14 protein-coding genes are annotated in these 17,552 nt (G+C 56.9%); 6 read left to right on the top strand and 8 right to left on the bottom strand.

The window, feature by feature from the left end:
* Positions 1 to 237 precede the first annotated feature (237 nt).
* Positions 238 to 1,638, top strand: a complete 1,401-nt coding sequence (mdtD, locus tag FOV68_RS18310; protein ID WP_031590970.1) for a multidrug transporter subunit MdtD — start codon at positions 238 to 240, stop codon at positions 1,636 to 1,638.
* Here mdtD and rbsR read toward each other — a convergent pair.
* The 7 genes from rbsR to FOV68_RS18275 all read right to left on the bottom strand — a co-directional run bounded on the left by rbsR (position 1,635) and on the right by FOV68_RS18275 (position 8,018).
* Positions 1,635 to 2,627: a ribose operon transcriptional repressor RbsR gene (gene rbsR / locus FOV68_RS18305; RefSeq protein WP_370513293.1), complete on the bottom strand. Its 993-nt coding sequence runs from the start codon at positions 2,625 to 2,627 to the stop codon at positions 1,635 to 1,637. The genes mdtD and rbsR overlap by 4 nt on opposite strands.
* Positions 2,628 to 2,631: 4 nt before the next feature.
* Positions 2,632 to 3,561, bottom strand: a complete 930-nt coding sequence (rbsK, locus tag FOV68_RS18300; protein ID WP_143991317.1) for a ribokinase — start codon at positions 3,559 to 3,561, stop codon at positions 2,632 to 2,634.
* 62 nt (positions 3,562 to 3,623) lie between these two features.
* The gene (gene rbsB, locus FOV68_RS18295; RefSeq protein WP_031590976.1) at positions 3,624 to 4,499 is read right to left on the bottom strand and encodes a ribose ABC transporter substrate-binding protein RbsB; all 876 of its coding nucleotides are present in this window, start codon (positions 4,497 to 4,499) and stop codon (positions 3,624 to 3,626) included.
* A 25-nt stretch (positions 4,500 to 4,524) separates the two neighbouring features.
* Positions 4,525 to 5,496 (bottom strand): ribose ABC transporter permease, encoded by a 972-nt coding sequence (gene rbsC, locus FOV68_RS18290; protein WP_010258841.1) that lies wholly within the window; start codon positions 5,494 to 5,496, stop codon positions 4,525 to 4,527.
* Positions 5,493 to 7,001, bottom strand: a complete 1,509-nt coding sequence (gene rbsA, locus FOV68_RS18285) for a ribose ABC transporter ATP-binding protein RbsA (RefSeq protein WP_010672182.1) — start codon at positions 6,999 to 7,001, stop codon at positions 5,493 to 5,495. Before rbsA ends, rbsC begins: the two co-directional genes overlap by 4 nt.
* 7 nt (positions 7,002 to 7,008) lie before the next feature.
* On the bottom strand, positions 7,009 to 7,428 hold the full coding sequence (rbsD, locus tag FOV68_RS18280) for a D-ribose pyranase (RefSeq protein WP_031590980.1): 420 nt from the start codon (positions 7,426 to 7,428) through the stop codon (positions 7,009 to 7,011).
* A 182-nt stretch (positions 7,429 to 7,610) separates the two neighbouring features.
* Complete coding sequence (locus FOV68_RS18275; protein ID WP_010258845.1) at positions 7,611 to 8,018, bottom strand: YgiW/YdeI family stress tolerance OB fold protein; 408 nt, start codon at positions 8,016 to 8,018, stop codon at positions 7,611 to 7,613.
* A gap of 162 nt (positions 8,019 to 8,180) precedes the next feature.
* Between FOV68_RS18275 and qseB the strand changes: the two genes are divergently transcribed.
* The gene (gene qseB / locus FOV68_RS18270) at positions 8,181 to 8,852 is read left to right on the top strand and encodes a quorum sensing response regulator transcription factor QseB (RefSeq protein WP_031590982.1); all 672 of its coding nucleotides are present in this window, start codon (positions 8,181 to 8,183) and stop codon (positions 8,850 to 8,852) included.
* A complete protein-coding gene (gene qseC / locus FOV68_RS18265) occupies positions 8,840 to 10,195 on the top strand; it encodes a quorum sensing histidine kinase QseC (RefSeq protein WP_143991316.1) in 1,356 nt (451 codons plus the stop codon). The genes qseB and qseC overlap by 13 nt, the downstream gene beginning before the upstream one ends.
* Before the next feature lie 15 nt (positions 10,196 to 10,210).
* Here the strand turns inward: qseC and kup are convergent, their stop codons facing one another.
* Complete coding sequence (gene kup, locus FOV68_RS18260; RefSeq protein WP_010258849.1) at positions 10,211 to 12,079, bottom strand: low affinity potassium transporter Kup; 1,869 nt, start codon at positions 12,077 to 12,079, stop codon at positions 10,211 to 10,213.
* A 292-nt stretch (positions 12,080 to 12,371) separates the two neighbouring features.
* Here kup and ravA point away from each other — a divergent pair, with 292 nt between their 5' ends.
* The 3 genes from ravA to ovoA all read left to right on the top strand — a co-directional run bounded on the left by ravA (position 12,372) and on the right by ovoA (position 17,535).
* Complete coding sequence (gene ravA, locus FOV68_RS18255; protein ID WP_031590986.1) at positions 12,372 to 13,868, top strand: ATPase RavA; 1,497 nt, start codon at positions 12,372 to 12,374, stop codon at positions 13,866 to 13,868.
* Entirely contained in the window at positions 13,865 to 15,325 is a 1,461-nt protein-coding gene (gene viaA, locus FOV68_RS18250) for an ATPase RavA stimulator ViaA (protein WP_143991315.1), read from the top strand. Before ravA ends, viaA begins: the two co-directional genes overlap by 4 nt.
* A 71-nt stretch (positions 15,326 to 15,396) precedes the next feature.
* Positions 15,397 to 17,535, top strand: coding sequence for a 5-histidylcysteine sulfoxide synthase (gene ovoA, locus FOV68_RS18245; protein WP_109652813.1), 2,139 nt, complete (start codon positions 15,397 to 15,399; stop codon positions 17,533 to 17,535).
* Positions 17,536 to 17,552 lie beyond the last annotated feature (17 nt).

The following is a 17,552-nucleotide window of genomic DNA, read 5'->3' as shown; positions in this document are numbered from 1 at the left end:
GCCGGTGTTCCGTGTCGATGGAGGCGCATTATAGGGAGTTTCCGCGGGCTGACAAGCGTTTCTTTGAATTAATTTGCTGAGCGCATCTTTTTTAAACGAACGGCTTAAAAAGAGACGTTTCATGACGGAATAACGCACAAAAATCGCCATTAAACGTTGTAAAGAGACCTGCCGTTGCTTAATGCGGGTGCTATTATTTTGCTTCTTGTCGCAGGATAACCTCAGGAAGGACACTCAATGATAAAATCCGCGCGCAGCATGGCTGGTTTGCCATGGATAGCTGCCATGGCCTTTTTCATGCAGTCACTCGACGCCACCATACTGAATACAGCCCTGCCCGCTATCGCCACCAGCCTCGACCGTTCTCCTCTGGCCATGCAATCCGCCGTCATCAGTTACACCCTGACTGTTGCTATGTTGATTCCGGTCAGCGGCTGGCTCGCCGATCGCTACGGCACGCGCAAGGTATTTATCGTTGCCGTTTCGCTGTTCACCCTCGGCTCGCTGGCTTGTGCACTTTCTCCCACACTCCAAGTACTGGTCATCTCGCGCATCATACAGGGCGTCGGTGGCGCAATGATGATGCCGGTCGCGCGACTGGCGCTGTTACGCGCCTATCCGCGCAGTGAGCTGTTGCCGGTGCTCAACTTTGTCACCATGCCGGGATTAGTTGGCCCGATACTGGGGCCAATGCTGGGCGGCGTGCTGGTGACCTACGCGACCTGGCACTGGATCTTCCTGATTAATATCCCGATTGGCATTCTCGGCATTATCTACGCACGCAAATATATGCCGGACTTCACCACGCCGAAGCGCCGCTTCGACTTTTTCGGCTTCTTATTGTTCGGGGCCGGACTGGTGATGATCTCGATTGGGATTGAGCTGTTTGGCGAGCGGATTGTTTCCGCCTGGCTGGCGGGCGGGATATTACTCAGCGGGATTGTGCTTTTGCTTCTTTATATAGTGCATGCCCGAAATCACCCTTCGCCACTGATCAATCTGCCGATGTTTAAAACCCGGACGTTCTCAGTGGGCATCGGTGGCAACATCGCGTCACGTCTTGGCACCGGCTGTGTGCCCTTTTTGATGCCGCTCATGTTGCAGGTCGGCTTTGGTTATTCAGCGATTATCGCGGGCTGCATGATGGCACCCATCGCCATTGGTTCAATACTGGCGAAGTCGACGGTGACGCAACTGCTGCGCTGGCTGGGTTATCGCCGCCTGCTGGTTGGCATTACCGCCATTATTGGCATTCTGATCGCCAGCTTCTCTCTGCAGTCGCCCGCTGAAAGCATCATTGTGCTATTACTTCCGCTGTTTATTCTCGGCATGGCCATGTCTACGCAGTTTACCGCCATGAATACCATCACCCTGGCCGATCTGAATGATGATAACGCCAGCGGCGGTAACAGCGTGCTGGCCGTGACTCAGCAGCTAGCGATCAGTTTTGGTGTGGCCGTCAGCGCCGCGGTGCTGCGCTTCTACCAGGAGTTTGAAACCAGCACCATTTCACAGTTCCACGCCACGTTTCTGACCATGGGCGTGGTAACAGTACTGTCGGCGCTGACCTTTATGCTGCTGAAAAACGGCGATGGTCGTAATCTGATTAGTAATCGCGACAAAAAGAAAAAGCGCTAAACCGATCCACGCACCACCAGTTCCGGCGTCAGCACCAGCGTTTGCTGACTGGCGTCGGGATTGCTGAGACGATAGAGCAGGGTGTCTATCGCCAGTTCACCCAGCGCATCTTTCGGCTGATGAATGGTACTCAGTGGCGGAGTGAGATAGCGCGCCAGTTCGATATCGTCATATCCCATTACCGCCATCTGCTGCGGAACCTGCATGCCGGCCTGATAGAGTGCGTGATAAACGCCCACCGCCATGGCATCGTTGCTGGTGAAAACCGCTTCCGGCGGCGTTTCCAGCGCCAGCAGTTCGACCATCCCGTTGTAGCCTCCCTGGAATTCAAAGTCACCATTCACCACATAGCCGGGCAGAATCGCCAGGCCACTCTTTATCATGGCGTTGCGATAACCTTCCAGACGCATACGAGCCGGGGTTTTGTCCTGTGGACCGGCGATACAGGCGATGCGGGTATAACCACTGTCGATAAGATGCTGAGTCGCCATCTCCCCGCCCAGCAGCGCGTTATCCTGAATAATGTCACCACGGCCTTCAAACGGCGCCCAGTCCATCATAACGGCAGGTATAGAGGGATAACGGTTCAGAATGTCGGCCGAGGGCAGGTGGCTTTCCGTACACATGATCAATAAACCGTCGACGCGCTTCTGCATCAGCGTTTCCAGGCTGCGGTTCATCCGCTCTTCATCGCCTGCCGTGTTACAGAGAATCAGGCTGTAGCCACGCTGATAGCAGCTCTCCTCCACGCCCCGCACCACTTCGGCATAAAATGGGTTACTACTGGTGGTCAGCAACATACCGATCGTGTGCGTCTGATTGATTTTCAGACTGCGCGCCAGCGCAGAGGGGGCGTAGTTCAGATGGCGGATGGCCTGCTCAACTTTTTCGCGCACGCCTTCACTAACAAAGCGATTGTTATTGATAACGTGCGAGACAGTGGAGGTAGAGACGCCCGCCAGGCGAGCGACATCTTTCATAGTGCTCAAATGCTTAGCCCTGCTGCTGCAAAAATTCATCGATCTCCGCGCGCCACGGCACGGAGGGCTGCGCACCCGAGCGCGTAACGGCGATAGCAGCGGCGGCATGGGCAAACCGCACCGCGTCATACATCGTTTTCTGCTCCAGCCGCGCGGTAATAAAGGCGCCATTAAAGGTATCGCCCGCCGCGATGGTGTCGATAGCTTTAACGCTGAAGCCAGCAATACGCTGACCATCTCCCTGCTCACTCAGCCAGACACCGCGGCGACCCAGAGTAATCAGTACCGTGCCGATACCTTTCGCATGCAGCACTGCCGCAGCGCGGGCGGCATCTTCATCGTTGCTGACCGCAATGCCGGTCAGACTCTCGGCTTCGGTTTCATTCGGGGTAATAATGTCGATCAACGCCAGCAGTTCATCTGAAAGCTGAGTGGCGGGTGCAGGATTGAGAATAACCTGCGTCTGATGCTGTCGGGCAAGCGTCGCGGCGGCCAGCACACTTTCCAGCGGTGATTCCAGCTGCATTAAAAGTGCATCGGCGTCGGCGATAACCTGCTGATGGCGCGTCACGCAGGCGGGTGTTAACGCCGCGTTTGCACCGGAGTAGATACCGATGTTGTTCTCACCGTCGCCATTGACGAAAATCATCGCCACACCGGTCGACTCACCCTCAACCACTTCGACCGGCGTAGTATCAATATTGTCCCGGGCCAGTTGCTGACGAACACGTTCACCAATGTCGTCAGCGCCCACACAGGCGATAAATGCGATATCGGCACCAGCACGACCGGCGGCGACAGCCTGATTCGCACCCTTACCGCCAAACGCAATCTGATAATTCTGCCCGATCACCGTTTCACCGGGACGAGGAAAGTGCGCCAGATTAAGGATGTGGTCAGCGTTAATGCTGCCAAGAACGGCCAGTTTTGCGTTTTTGCTCATTAGGGGAGTCCGGAATAAGTGCGCCACCAGGAGGGTGGCGCAGTGCCCTGCTTTTCTTTGAGTTATTGAGTGACCAGCTTCAGGTCGACCGGGTTGATCGCCTTCACTTTTTCACCCTTCAGCACTTTATCAGCGGTATCTACGCCGATCATGCCAATTTTGTCTGGCATCTGTGCCACGGTCGCAGACAGTTTGCCACCTTCTACCGCTTTAACGCCATCGGCAGTACCGTCAAAACCAACGACGATCACACCGGTTTTACCGGCGGTCTGCAGCGCACGCAGTGCACCCAGCGCCATTTCGTCGTTCTGAGCGAATACGGCCTGAACGTCCGGGTGTGCCTGAAGCAGGTTCTGCATGACGTTCAGACCTTTGGTACGGTCAAAATCGGCAGGCTGGCTGGCGAGGATCTGGAATTTGTGCGCATCAGCGGCCTGTTTGAAGCCTTCGCCACGTTCACGGGCGGCAGAAGTCCCGGCAATGCCCTGCAGTTCAATAATTCTGGCGTTTTCGCCGACTTTTTTGGCGATGAAGTCGCCGGCCATTTTACCGCCGAAACGGTTATCGGAAGCGACGTGGCTGACAACGGTACCCTGTGCCGCAACGCGATCCAGCGTGATAACCGGGATGTTCGCCTGGTTAGCCATCTTCACCGCATTGCCCACAGCATCAGAGTCGGTTGGGTTGATCAGCAGCAGTTTGGTGCCGCGAACCGTCAGATCCTGCACGTTAGCCAGCTCTTTCGCCGGGTTGTTTTGTGAATCCAGCACCACCAGGTTGTAGCCCAGTTTATCCGCTTCTTTCTGCGCACCCTCTTTCAGCGAAACAAAGAACGGGTTGTTCAGGGTTGAAACCACCAGCGCGATAGTATCTTTGGCCATAGCGCTGGTACTGAGCGTTGCGCCAAGGATCACGGCCAGTGCGGTTAACTTTTTCATCATGTCATCCTGTGTAAGATCAGAGTTATTTACTGCTTTTATTATCTACCAGCACCGCCAGCAGGATTACTACCGCCTTAACGATCATCTGGTAGTACGAAGAGACGCCCATCAGGTTCAGGCCGTTGTTAAGGAAGCCGAGGATCAGTGCGCCAATCAGGGTGCCGAAAATACGCCCTTTACCGCCTGCCAGGCTGGTTCCGCCCAGCACGACCGCAGCAATCGCATCCAGCTCATAGCCGGTACCCGCTGTCGGCTGTGCCGAAGAAAGACGCGCCACTTCAATGGTGCCTGCCAGCGCCGCCAGCATGCCACTCAGTGAATAGACGATGATTTTGACGCGATTCACATTGATGCCGGAGAGACGCGTTGCCGCTTCATTACCGCCAAGCGCATAGATATAGCGACCCAGACGGGTGTGCTGCAGCATGTACCAGGCAGCAATAAAGACCAGCGCCATCAGCCAGACCGGCGCAGGGATACCCAGCGGACGACCAATACCAAACCAGCCCAGCAGATCAGCATTGGCATTAAAACCCGTGTTAACCGGACTGCCGTCGGTGTAGACCATGGTGACACCGCGCAGCAGCAGCATCATGACCAGCGTGGCGATAAACGCCTGCACCTTGCCGCGCGCCACAATGGTGCCGGTCAGGGCACCGATTGCCGCCCCCAGCGCCAGCGACGCCGCCACCGCGACCAGGGCATTGACCTCCATACCCACCAGTGATGCACCCACCGCGCCAGTCAGGGCCAGCAGCGATCCCACAGAGAGATCGATACCAGAAGTGAGGATCACCAGCGTCATTCCGACCGCCATAATGGCGTTAACCGAGGTCTGCTGCAGAATGTTGAACAGGTTCGCCACGGTAAAGAAGTTCGGGCTCTGGCTGGCCACCACGGCGATCAGCACCATCAGCGCAATCAGCGACTTCTGTTCCAGTAGCCAGCTTTTGCTAAACCAGCGACGGCTGGCAGGTAAAGTTTGGGTCGTCATACCACTAAATCCTCGCTGTGTTGCTTGCCTACGGCGGCTGCCATCAGGCTCTCCTGAGTGGCTTCTTCTCGGGTAAATTCGCCGCTGATACGGCCTTCATGCATCACCAGAATCCGATCGCTCATGCCCAGCACTTCCGGCATTTCCGAGGAGACCAGAATGATGCTCAGCCCTTCGGCTTTAAACTGGTTAATCAGTTGATAGATCTCTTTCTTCGCGCCGACATCCACACCGCGTGTCGGTTCGTCCAGAATCAGTACGTTAGGCCGGGTCATCAGACCGCGGGCAATCGCCACTTTCTGCTGGTTGCCGCCCGAAAGCAGACCGATGGGCTGCTCCATTGAAGGCGTTTTAACGTTAAACAGCCGGATAAAATCGCCCACCGCCAGCTGCTCTGCCGCGTGTTTCAGCGTGCCGCTGCCGTGACTGAAATAGCCTAACGCTGTCAGCGACATGTTCTCTTTTACTGACATGCCCAGCACCAGGCCATCACGCTTACGATCTTCGGAGATATAGACGATGCCGTTAGCCAGCCCATCCTGCGGTGAGCGCGTCACCACTTCCCGACCATTGAGCCACAGTGTGCCCTCGCGACGCGGCAGGGCGCCGTAAAGCACCTTCATCAGTTCGGTACGGCCCGCGCCCATCAGGCCGGAAACGCCGAGGATTTCACCTTTACGCAGGCTGAAACTGACGTTATCCACGCCCGGTCCGCTGACGTTCTCCACTTTCAGCCGCACGTCGCCTGGTGCCTGATCAATATGGGGATATTGATCTTCCAGCTTACGGCCGACCATCATTTCGATCAGGCTCTCTTCCGTCAGCTCGCTGACCGGGCGTTCAGCAATAAACTGACCGTCGCGGAACACCGTGACGTCATCGCAGATCTCAAAGATCTCTTTCATGCGATGCGAGATATAGACGATGCCGCAGCCCTGCGCTTTCAGTTCGTTGATCACCCGGAACAGCGACAGCGTTTCGGTATCAGTCAGCGCATCGGTCGGCTCATCCATGATGATCACCTGCGACTCAAAGCTCAGGACTTTGGCGATTTCGACCATCTGCTGATCGCCAATCGACAAATCCCCCACCAGCTTGTGGCTGTTGAAGCGCAGATTAAGTCGTTTAAGCAGCGCATCGGCTTCGGCATACATACGCGGCCACTGGATACGGCCAAAACGGCTGACATATTCGCGGCCGAGGAAAATATTCTCCGCCACGGTTAACTGAGGGATCAGGTTCAGTTCCTGATGAATGATGCCAATACCCGCTTCCTGAGACGCTTTCGGCCCACTGAAACGGGTCTCTTTGCCCAACCAGCGCAGCGTACCGGCATCATATTGATAGATGCCGGTCAGCACTTTCATCATGGTGGACTTGCCTGCGCCGTTCTCGCCCACCAGCGCCATCACGCGTCCTGCCCGGACATTCAGCGACGCCCCCTTGAGGGCTTTCACACCCGGAAAGGATTTTTCAATGCCGTCGAGTTGCAGTAAAGGTTGCATAGCGGCCTCAGAAGGTCACACCGGCGCTGAGGATGACATTCGCAAACGGAGAGCACTCTCCGCTGCGAATGACCGCCTGACTACGCTGCGTTTGTTGTTTGAATTGTTCATGACTGGTGTAGCTGATGGTGATGATATTCCCCTGGTGCTGTTGCAAGGCTTCGAGCACGGCGACAAGCGCGCTATGAAGTTGCGGATTATGCTGCTTAATCTCTTCCGCGATCAGGGCGCTCTCTACCTGCATCTCCAGTACGACAGCATTAACCACCTGCATAAAATCAGGCGTGCCCGGCGTGAGCGCTAAATCGATGCGCTGCGGTCCGGCCGGAATCGGCAAGCCTGCATCAGCAATCGTCAGCGTATCCGTGTGTCCCAGGCGGGCAATCACATGAGAGAGTTCAGCGTTTAACAAGCGACCTTTTTTCATCTTTTCACTCCACAGCGAAACGTTTCGCTGTCAGGAGTGTATGAAAAGCCGCCATCAACTCAACCGGCAAAGAAGAAATCTGTGATCGTTATCGAAACGTTTCGCTCACACGGGGGGAAATTTGTATTAAGTCGGGGAACGGGCAGAAAAAAGGGCCGCGAATGCGGCCCCGGAGGAGAGGATTAAGGCAGTTTCTTAACCTGCTTAACGTCCATCTCAATGCTGTTGAAATCTTTATCCAGTTCCCCCGTCAGCTCGACGTTGTCTTTAGGTGAGATAGTCTGGCCGTTCCAGTGCTTGTGGTCGATTTCGACTTTCATGGTGCCGGTCTGGTCGCGGAACAGATAATCTTCGTTGCCGATCTGTTTCTCCAGCTTACCGCGCACGGTGACCCAGCTGTCATCTTTCATCTCTTCAGCCTGCTTTACGGTCACCACACTGGTGTGATCGGCACTGAAACCGCCCTGACCGGCTGCTGCCTGCGTCTGTGCGGCTGGCGCACTGGGATCAACAAATCCACCCTGCTGTGCAGCGAAAACCGGGGCAGAAGCCAGCATTACGACGGCCAGAATTGCAGCGTGCTTTTTCATTTTGTCACCTCTTTTCCATGATGTGGTTCGTCTTGTTGAGCTTAGTTGACCATAAAGTTCTTAACAGCTTCTTAAGAGGCAAAAATAAGCTATTTTCGCCGAAATCAGCTGTACAAGCAGGAAGTTGCTTCGTATAAAGCGCTATCGGAACAGGGAGACGTGATGCGTATTTTACTGATTGAAGATGATCGTTTAATTGGCGACGGTATCAAGGCGGGGCTGAGTAAACTGGGCTTCAGCGTTGACTGGTTTACCTCTGGTGAGACGGGGTTTAACGCGCTGGAGGCCGCGCCCTGGGATGCGGTGATCCTGGACCTCTCACTGCCCGAGCGGGATGGGCTCGATATTTTGCGGCAGTGGCGACAGCAGGGGAAAGATGTACCGGTACTGATACTGACCGCCCGCGATGCGCTCGATCAGCGGGTCGAAGGCCTGCAACTGGGAGCCGACGACTATCTGTGTAAACCCTTTGCCTTAACTGAAGTGGCTGCTCGCTTACAGGCGCTGATCCGCCGCCGTCATGGCCAGCTGCAGCCCGAACTCCGGCACGGTAATGTGGTGCTGATCCCCGGCAGCCACAGTGTGATGCGCGAAGGTGAGGCGATTGCGCTGAAAAGCCGTGAACTGGCGCTGCTGGAACTGTTTATGCGAAACCCTGGCCGGGTGCTGACACGCAGCCAGCTGGAGGAGAAGCTCTACAACTGGGACGCCGATGTCTCCAGCAATGCGGTAGAAGTTCACATTCATCATCTGCGTAAAAAACTGGGCAGCCAGTTTATCCGCACACTGCACGGCGTCGGTTATACCCTGGGGGCCGCCGAATGCGATCAATGAGCCTGTTTCTGCGGCTGGGTATCGGTTTTGTGCTGCTGCTCGGGATCTGCTGGGCCAGCGCCAGCCTGAGTGCCTGGCATCAGACACGTGAAACCCTTGATGAGCTCTTCGATACCCAGCAAATGCTGCTGGCCAAGCGTCTGCTGACGCTGGATTTCTCCTCACTGGACAACGCCACTCTACCCAGAACCAAAGAGATACTGCGCCACCATCGCGGCGATCAGGATGACGACGCCCTGGCCTTTGCCGTCTTCACGCGTGACGGCAGGCAGGTGATGAATGATGGTGACAATGGCCGCTACCTGCCGTTTGAGGCGGAGTATCAGGGATTTCATGAGGGTCAGCTTACCAATGATGACGATCGCTGGCGGTTTGTCTGGCTGACTACGCCCGACCAGCAGTTCCGGGTGGTAGTGGGTCAGGAGTCCGAATACCGTGACGACATGACGCGGGATCTGATGAAAGCCAGCATGCTGCCCTGGCTGATCGCGCTGCCCTTTATGTTGCTGCTGCTGATCGGTCTGGTCTGGTCTGAACTGCGCCCACTGAAGACGCTGGCACAGCAGCTGGCGCAGCGCGCGCCCGATGATGATACGCCGCTGCAGGCAGACCGCGTGCCGAAAGAGGTGCAGCCGCTGATGGTCGCGCTCAACGGTCTGTTCAGCCGCATCAGCGCAATGATGCAGCGTGAACGGCGCTTTACCTCTGATGCCGCACATGAGCTGCGCAGTCCGCTGGCCGCGCTGCAGGTGCAAAGCGAGGTGATCCAGCTGACTGCAGATGATGAAGTGATGCGAACCCATGCGCTGCAGCAACTGGATGCCGGCATTATCCGCGCAACCCGGCTGGTGGATCAGCTGCTGACGCTCTCACGGGTTGAAGCAGATGATGCACGCAGCGCCTTCGAAACGGTGGCGCTGAAACGCACGGTCCAGGAGACGCTGGCTGCACAGCTGCCGCTGGCGGATAAAACGGGTGTCACGCTGCGGCTGCATGCTGACGCCGATCCGCAGATTCAGGGGCATCCGCTGTTACTGTCATTGCTGGTGCGTAATCTGCTGGATAATGCCATTCGCTATACGCCAGCGGGCAGCGAAGTTGATGTGCGGCTTCAGGCGAATAGCCTGTCGGTAGAGGATAACGGCGAAGGTCTGAGTGCAGCCGATCTGCAACGGCTTGGTGAACGTTTCTGGCGACCGCCAGGTCAGGAGAAGAGCGGAAGCGGGCTGGGATTATCGATAGTCCGCAATATCGCCCAGTTGCACGGGATGCAGGTCAGCTTCAGCCAGCGCTCAGGCGGCGGATTATGCGTTACGCTGTGCTGGTCAGCGCCCACCCCGTAAGGCGGGCGCTGCAGATCAAATTTCGACCTGGGTGCCCAGCTCAATCACCCGGTTTGGCGGGATCTCAAACTGGTCTGGCGCGCGGAGCGCATTGCGCTGCAGCGCCAGGAAGAGTTTGCCACGCAGGCGCAGATACCACGGCCGTTTGCCGATAATCAGCGACTCATGTGACATGAAGAAGGATGTCTCCATCATGCGGCAGTTGAGCCCTTCCAGCCCGCAACGGTGGAAAATCTCCTCGACGTTTGGCGTTTCGCGCCAGCCGTAGCTGGCCACCACCCGCCAGAAGGTGGGCGACAGCTGCTCAATCGTCACGCGACGCACGTTATGCACGTAAGGCGCATCTTCCGTCCGCAACGTCAGCAGCACCACCCGCTCATGCAACACTTTGTTGTGCTTGAGGTTATGCAGCATGGCAAACGGAATCACATTCAGTGCACGCGACATATAGACCGCCGTGCCCGGCACGCGAACCGGCGGCGATTTCTCCAGTGACGCGATCATCGCCTCCAGGGAGTTGCCATGCTCGTGCATGCGGCGCAGCAGGCGGAAACGTTCGCTTTTCCACGTCGTCATAATGATAAACATCACCAGGCCGAGACAGAGCGGCAGCCAGCCACCAGAGAATATTTTCACCAGGTTGGCGGTAAACAGCGGCACGTCGATACAGAGCATCAGTACCAGGATGACGGCAACCGCCAGCTTATTCCAGTGCCAGTTTTTAACCGCCACGGTACAGGAGAGCATCGCGGTCAGCACCATGGTGCCGGTAACAGCTATGCCGTAGGCCGCAGCCAGATTACTTGAATGCTCAAAGCTGATAATCACAATCAGCACGGCGAAGTAGAGTACCCAGTTAATCACCGGAATATAGATCTGGCCCGATTCGCGCTCAGAGGTGTGGATGATACGCATCCCCGGCAGATAGCCCAGTCGCACCGCCTGACGCGTCAGCGAGAAGACGCCGGAGATCACCGCCTGTGAGGCAATCACCGTGGCCAGCGTCGCCAGAATCAGCATCGGGATCAGCGCCCAGTCCGGTGCCAGCAGGAAGAAGGGGTTTTTAATCGCTTTGGGATCGCTGAGTAACAGCGCGCCCTGACCAAAGTAGTTCAGGACCAGCGACGGCAGCACCACCGAGAACCAGGCCAGTCGGATCGGCACTTTACCGAAGTGACCCATATCGGCATACAGCGCTTCAACCCCGGTAATCGCCAGCACCACCGCGCCCAGCGCGAAGAATGAGACAGATTTATAGTGCAGGAAGAACTCGACCGCATAGGCGGGGTTCAGCGCATGCAGCACTTCCGGGTTTTTCATGATGCCACTGACCCCCAGGATCGCCAGCACCAGGAACCACACCAGCATCACCGGCGCGAAGAGTTTTCCCACCATGCCGGTGCCATGTTTCTGAATCGCAAACAGCAGCGTCAGCACCGCAATCGACATCGGCACAATAAAGGGATCCAGCGACGGCGCGGCAATCTCCAGGCCTTCAATGGCTGACATCACCGAAATGGCCGGCGTGATGACCACTTCCCCATAGAAGAAGCTGCCGCCAATCAGGCCCATGATCACCAGCACTGCCGTGGCGCGTGCACCCGTATGGCGGCCCGCCAGCGACATCAGTGTCAGAATACCGCCTTCACCGGCATTGTCGGCACGCATCACATAGCTGATGTACTTCAGTGATACCACCAGCACCAGCAGCCAGAAAATCAGCGACAAAAAGCCAAACACCGCTTCCCGCTCAACGCCGAAGCCAAACTGTCCGGAGAGACATTCACGTAAGGTATACAGCGGACTGGTGCCGATATCCCCGTAAACAACACCAATAGCGGCCAGCGTTAATCCGCGAAGTGACTGCTTATTATCCGAGCTCATAGAGTTATCTTTTGTTGGAGTCTAAGAGGCGCAAAAAACCCCTCGCTCAGGCCATCAAAAAGCGCACAGTATGCACGGTTTGCCGAAAATTCCTATACCCGCTTCGCCTGTCTGTCAGGGTAACAGGGTGGTTTCAGGCATTAAAGCGTCAATCAGCGCCGCTTTCAAAGCAGGCAAACCTTATGAAACAAAAAAGCTGACAGCTATCAACGCTTTCACGCATGATGATCTATAGAGTAAGGCGCTTGCTGAAGCGCGGCGGCCCGACGATCGTAAGGACATTGAAGTGATTATGGCTCAACCCCATCTTTTGGCAGAAAGAATTTCTCGCCTTAGCAATGCGTTAGAAAAAGGATTGTATGAGCGACATCATGCCATCCGCCTTTGCCTGCTGGCAGCGCTGAGCGGTGAAAGCGTATTCCTGCTGGGACCGCCCGGCATCGCCAAGAGCCTGATTGCCCGCCGCCTGAAATATGCCTTTCAGCACGCCCGCGCCTTTGAATATCTGATGACCCGTTTCTCCACACCGGAAGAGGTGTTTGGCCCGCTATCCATTCAGGCACTGAAGGATGAAGGGCGCTATCAGCGCCTCACTAAAGGTTATCTGCCCGACGCGGAGATTGTTTTTCTGGATGAGATCTGGAAAGCCGGCCCGGCGATTCTGAATACCCTGCTGACCGCTATCAACGAACGCCGCTTCCGCAATGGCGACAGTGAAGAGGCCATTCCGATGCGTCTGCTGGTCACCGCCTCCAATGAAATGCCGGAAGCGGACAGCGGCCTTGAAGCGCTCTATGATCGGATGCTGATCCGCCTGTGGCTGGATAATGTGCATGAGAAGCAGAACTTTCGCAGCATGCTGACCCATCAGCAGGATGAGCACACCAATCCGGTCGCGGAATCCCTGCGCATCAGTGATGAGGAGTATGCGCAGTGGCAGCTCGGCATCAGTCAGGTCAGCCTCCCGGATGCGGTGTTTGAGCTGATTTATCAGCTGCGCCAGCAACTGGAAAGCCAGCCCGCCGCGCCCTATATTTCCGATCGTCGCTGGAAAAAAGCGATTCATCTGCTGCAGGCCAGCGCCTTTTACAGTGGCCGCAGCGCCATTGCGCCGATAGACCTGATCCTGCTGAAAGATTGCCTCTGGCACGACGTCGCGTCCATGCAACTGCTGGAGCGTGAAATCGATCAGCTGATGACGCAGCACGCCTGGCAGCAGCAGCCGATGCTGCTGAAACTGCATCAGATAAAAGCGCGTCGCATGGCTCTGCAGCAGCAACAGAGCATCGCACAGGCGATCACCCTGGAAAAACACAGTGGGATGTTCAGTCGCAAACCCCATTACGATCTGCCGGAAACCTTCACTGATGAGCAACTGACGCTGATGCTGCAAAAGCCGCTGATGCTGCATGACATGCAGGTGACACATCTGGTTATCGCGCGTGATGCACTGAATCAGTGGCTGCAGAAAGGGGGCGAGGTTCGCGGCAAGCTCAATGGGATTGGCTTTGCGCAGAGTCTGGATTTACAGGTGGATGCGCAGCACTGCCTGGCTATCCGTGATGTCAGCCTGCAATCGTCGCGTCTGACACTGCCTGGCGTCAGCAACAGCGAGCCACTGCCCGGTGAGATCACCGAAGCGCTGGATGCACTGGAGAGTGAACTGCGGTCGCAGCGTCATCTGTTCAGCCAGCACCAGCGCTGCCTGTTTATCAGTGATGACTGGCTGGCGCGGGTTGAAACCAGCCTGCAGGATGTGGCGGAACAGCTGAAACAGGCGCGTAAATGATCCCACTGGAGACGCTCAGCACACTGCTCTCCGTGGGTGAAACCGAACTGATTGAAGAGCTGATTATTGCCCTGCTGGCGTCTCCACAGCTGGCGCTGTTTTTTGAAAAGTTTCCCGGGCTGAAAAAAGCGCTGTTGCGCGATGTGCCACGCTGGCGAGCGGAGATCAACGCTGAGCTCAAAGCCACGCCGGTTCCGGCCACGCTGGCCGAAGAGTTTCAGCTGTTCCAGCGGGTACAACTCCTCAGCGATCGTGAATTCAGCCACCAGCTGAATGCCACACTTCAGGCGCTTGAAAGCCTGCCTTCCCCTTTTCTGGATGAAGCCAACCGGCTGCTGCAGCACACCGATATCAGCCATCTCAGCAGCGCGCAGCACCAGCTTTTTCTACAGCGCTGGCGGCTGAGCCTGACCTTACAGACCCTGACGCTGAATCAGGCGTTGCTGGAGCAGCAGCGCGAACGCCTGCTGGCGGAACTTCAGCAGCGTATGGCGCTGAGCGGTCAGCTGGCACCGATTCTTGGCGACGATGACGAAGCCGCCGCTGGTCGGCTGTGGGACATGAGCAAAGCGTCACTGCAGCCTGGCGACTATCAGCTAATGCTGCAATATGGCGACTTTCTGGCGCAGCAACCGGAGCTGCTGAAGCTGGCCCAGCAGCTGGGTCGCAGCCGCGAGGCAAAATCGGTGCCGTCGCAGGATGCCCCTATGGAGGCCTTTCACCATATGGTGCAGGAACCTGCGGCCGTGCCGGAGGAGGTCAGCGGCATTCACCAGAGCGATGACGTGCTGCGTCTGCTGCCGCCGGAATTAGCTGCGCTAAGTATCAGTGAACTGGAGCTGGAGTTTTACCGGCGGCTGGTAGAGAAACGGCTGCTGACCTACAAGCTGCAGGGCGATGCCTGGCATGAAAAGGTCACGATGCGTCCGGCCAGCCACCAGCAGCATGAAGAGCAGCCGCGCGGGCCGTTCATCGTCTGCGTCGATACCTCGGGTTCGATGGGTGGCTTCAATGAGCGCTGCGCCAAAGCGTTTTGTCTGGCGCTGCTGAAAGTCGCGCTGGCCGATCGCCGTCGCTGCTACATCATGCTGTTTGCGCATGAGGTGATCGGCTATGAACTGACCGGTGATGACGGGCTGGAACAGGCGATTCGCTTTCTCAGTCAGCGCTTTCGCGGCGGCACCGATCTGGCAGCCTGCCTCTCTTCCGTGGTGACCCGTATGGAAGGCGTCCTGTGGCAGGAAGCCGATGCGGTGATCGTCTCCGATTTTATTGCCCAGCGTCTGCCGGAAGAGGTGATCGCGACCATTAAAACGCGTCAGCGAAATAATCAGCAACGTTTTCACGCCGTGGCTATGTCGGCCCACGGGAAACCAGGTATTCTGCGCATCTTCGACCATATCTGGCGTTTCGATACCGGCATGAAAAGCCGTCTGCTGCGTCACTGGCGGCGTTAAGTCATCGGGCAGAAATGCATATTTGCTATAGTAAATTACCGTTTCACTTACTCAGCAATCTGGAGCTTCCTGTGACGCTTGCTCAACCTCATCGCGATCTGCCTGCACCGACGCGAACGCTACTGCTCTCCGGCCATAACATTGAACAAAAACGTGCCGAATTGCTGGCCTATTTCCACCAGACCTGGGAACAGTATGAAAGTCTGTTTACCTGTCTGGCCGATCCCAGGGCCTGGTTTACCAAAGCCATTCCGCTGCGCCATCCTTTAATCTTCTATTTTGGCCACACCGCCACCTTCTACATTAATAAGCTGATGGCCGGACGCCTTATCGACGCGCGTCTGGACGATCGTATCGAAGCGATGATGGCGATTGGTGTGGATGAGATGAGTTGGGACGATCTCAACGACAGCCACTATGACTGGCCCACCATTGAAGAAGTCCGCGAATACCGCGGGCGCGTTAAAGCGCTGGTCAGCGATCTCATCCAGACCCTGCCGCTGACTCTGCCGATCACCTGGGAGAGTCCGGCCTGGGTGATCCTGATGGGTATTGAGCATGAGCGTATTCATCTGGAAACCTCCAGCGTACTGATACGCCAGTTACCGGTCGGGTGGGTGAAACCCCAGCCCGCGTGGGCGGTCTGCCCGATGGCGCGCCACCAGCGCGAGGCTGTTCCGGCCAATACCCTGCTGCCGATGCCCGGCGGCACCGTCACGTTGGGTAAAACCGACGATACCTATGGCTGGGATGTCGAATATGGCCGCCAGCAGATCGCGCTGCAGCCGTTCCAGGCGAGCAAAATGCTGGTCAGCAACGCGGAATTCCTGGCGTTCGTTGAGGCGGGGGGTTATCAGGACGCTCGCTGGTGGGATGACGAAGGCTGGGGCTGGTGTCAGTTTGCTAAAGCGGAGATGCCCACCTTCTGGGTCGGCACGCCTGCGATGCCCGATCAGCTTAAACTGCGTCTGATGTGTGAAGAAGTCGCGATGCCGTGGGACTGGCCAGCCGAGGTTAACCAGCTGGAAGCGGCGGCCTTCTGCCGCTGGAAAGCGGATCAGACGGGTATGAGCGTTCAGCTTCCCTGTGAGGCGGAGTGGGCTCAGCTGCGCGAACAGGTCGCGGGCGATCAGCCGGATTGGGATCGGGCACCGGGCAACATTAACCTGGCGTACTGGGCTTCCTCTTCACCGGTCGATCTCTTCGCTCAGGGCGACTTCTTCGATATCGTCGGTAACGTCTGGCAGTGGACGACCACGCCGACCAACGGCTTTGAAGGCTTTAAAGTCCACCCGCTTTATGATGATTTCTCTACCCCGACCTTTGATGGCAAACATTCGCTGATCAAAGGCGGCAGCTGGATATCGACCGGCAACGAAGCGCTGAAATCGGCACGCTATGCGTTCCGCCGCCACTTCTTCCAGCATGCCGGTTTCCGCTACGTGGTTTCCAGCCATCAGGAAACCATGGCGCTGAATCCGTATGAATCTGACGCTATGGTGTCGCAATACCTCGACTTCCAGTATGGCCCGCGCTATTTCGGAGTGGATAACTATGCCGAAAGCCTGGTAAACCTGGCGCTGAATTACACCACGGCACGCGGCGAGGCACTGGATATTGGCTGTGCCACCGGACGCGCCAGTTTTGAACTGGCCCGCCACTTTGAACGAGTCACCGGTATGGACTACTCGGCGCGCTTCATCGATGTGGCGCTTCAGCTGGCCAGCGGCGAAGACTTCCGTTATCTCCTGCCACAGGAAGGCGATCTGGTGGAGTATCGCCAGGTTCGCCTGAAAGATTTTGCGCTGGAGAGCGAACTGGCGCAGCGGATTCAGTTTGTTCAGGGCGACGCCTGTAACCTTAAGCCGCAACCCGCCCGTTACGATCTGGTACTCGCTTCCAACCTGATCGATCGCCTGCGTCAGCCCGCACGCTTCCTGCGGGATGTCACGCCGATGCTGCGTCAGGGCGGCATTCTGGTGCTCTCATCGCCCTATACCTGGCTGGAGGATTTCACGCCGAAGGAGAACTGGCTGGGCGGCGTGCGTGAAAACGGTGAGGCACTGACGACGCTGCAGGCACTGCAACGTCTGCTGGCGGCCGACTTCGACCTGGTCGATGAACCGCAGGATAAACCGTTTGTGATCCGAGAAACGGCCCGCAAGTTCCAGCACACGCTGGCGCAGGTCACCGTCTGGCGCAAACGCTAAGTGAACCGGCAGCGGCG

It is taken from the genome of Pantoea sp. paga (assembly GCF_007558755.1).
Classification (GTDB): domain Bacteria; phylum Pseudomonadota; class Gammaproteobacteria; order Enterobacterales; family Enterobacteriaceae; genus Pantoea; species Pantoea agglomerans.
The sequence above is the reverse complement of the archived record's forward strand: the minus strand, read 5'-3'. Positions and strand labels throughout refer to the sequence as shown.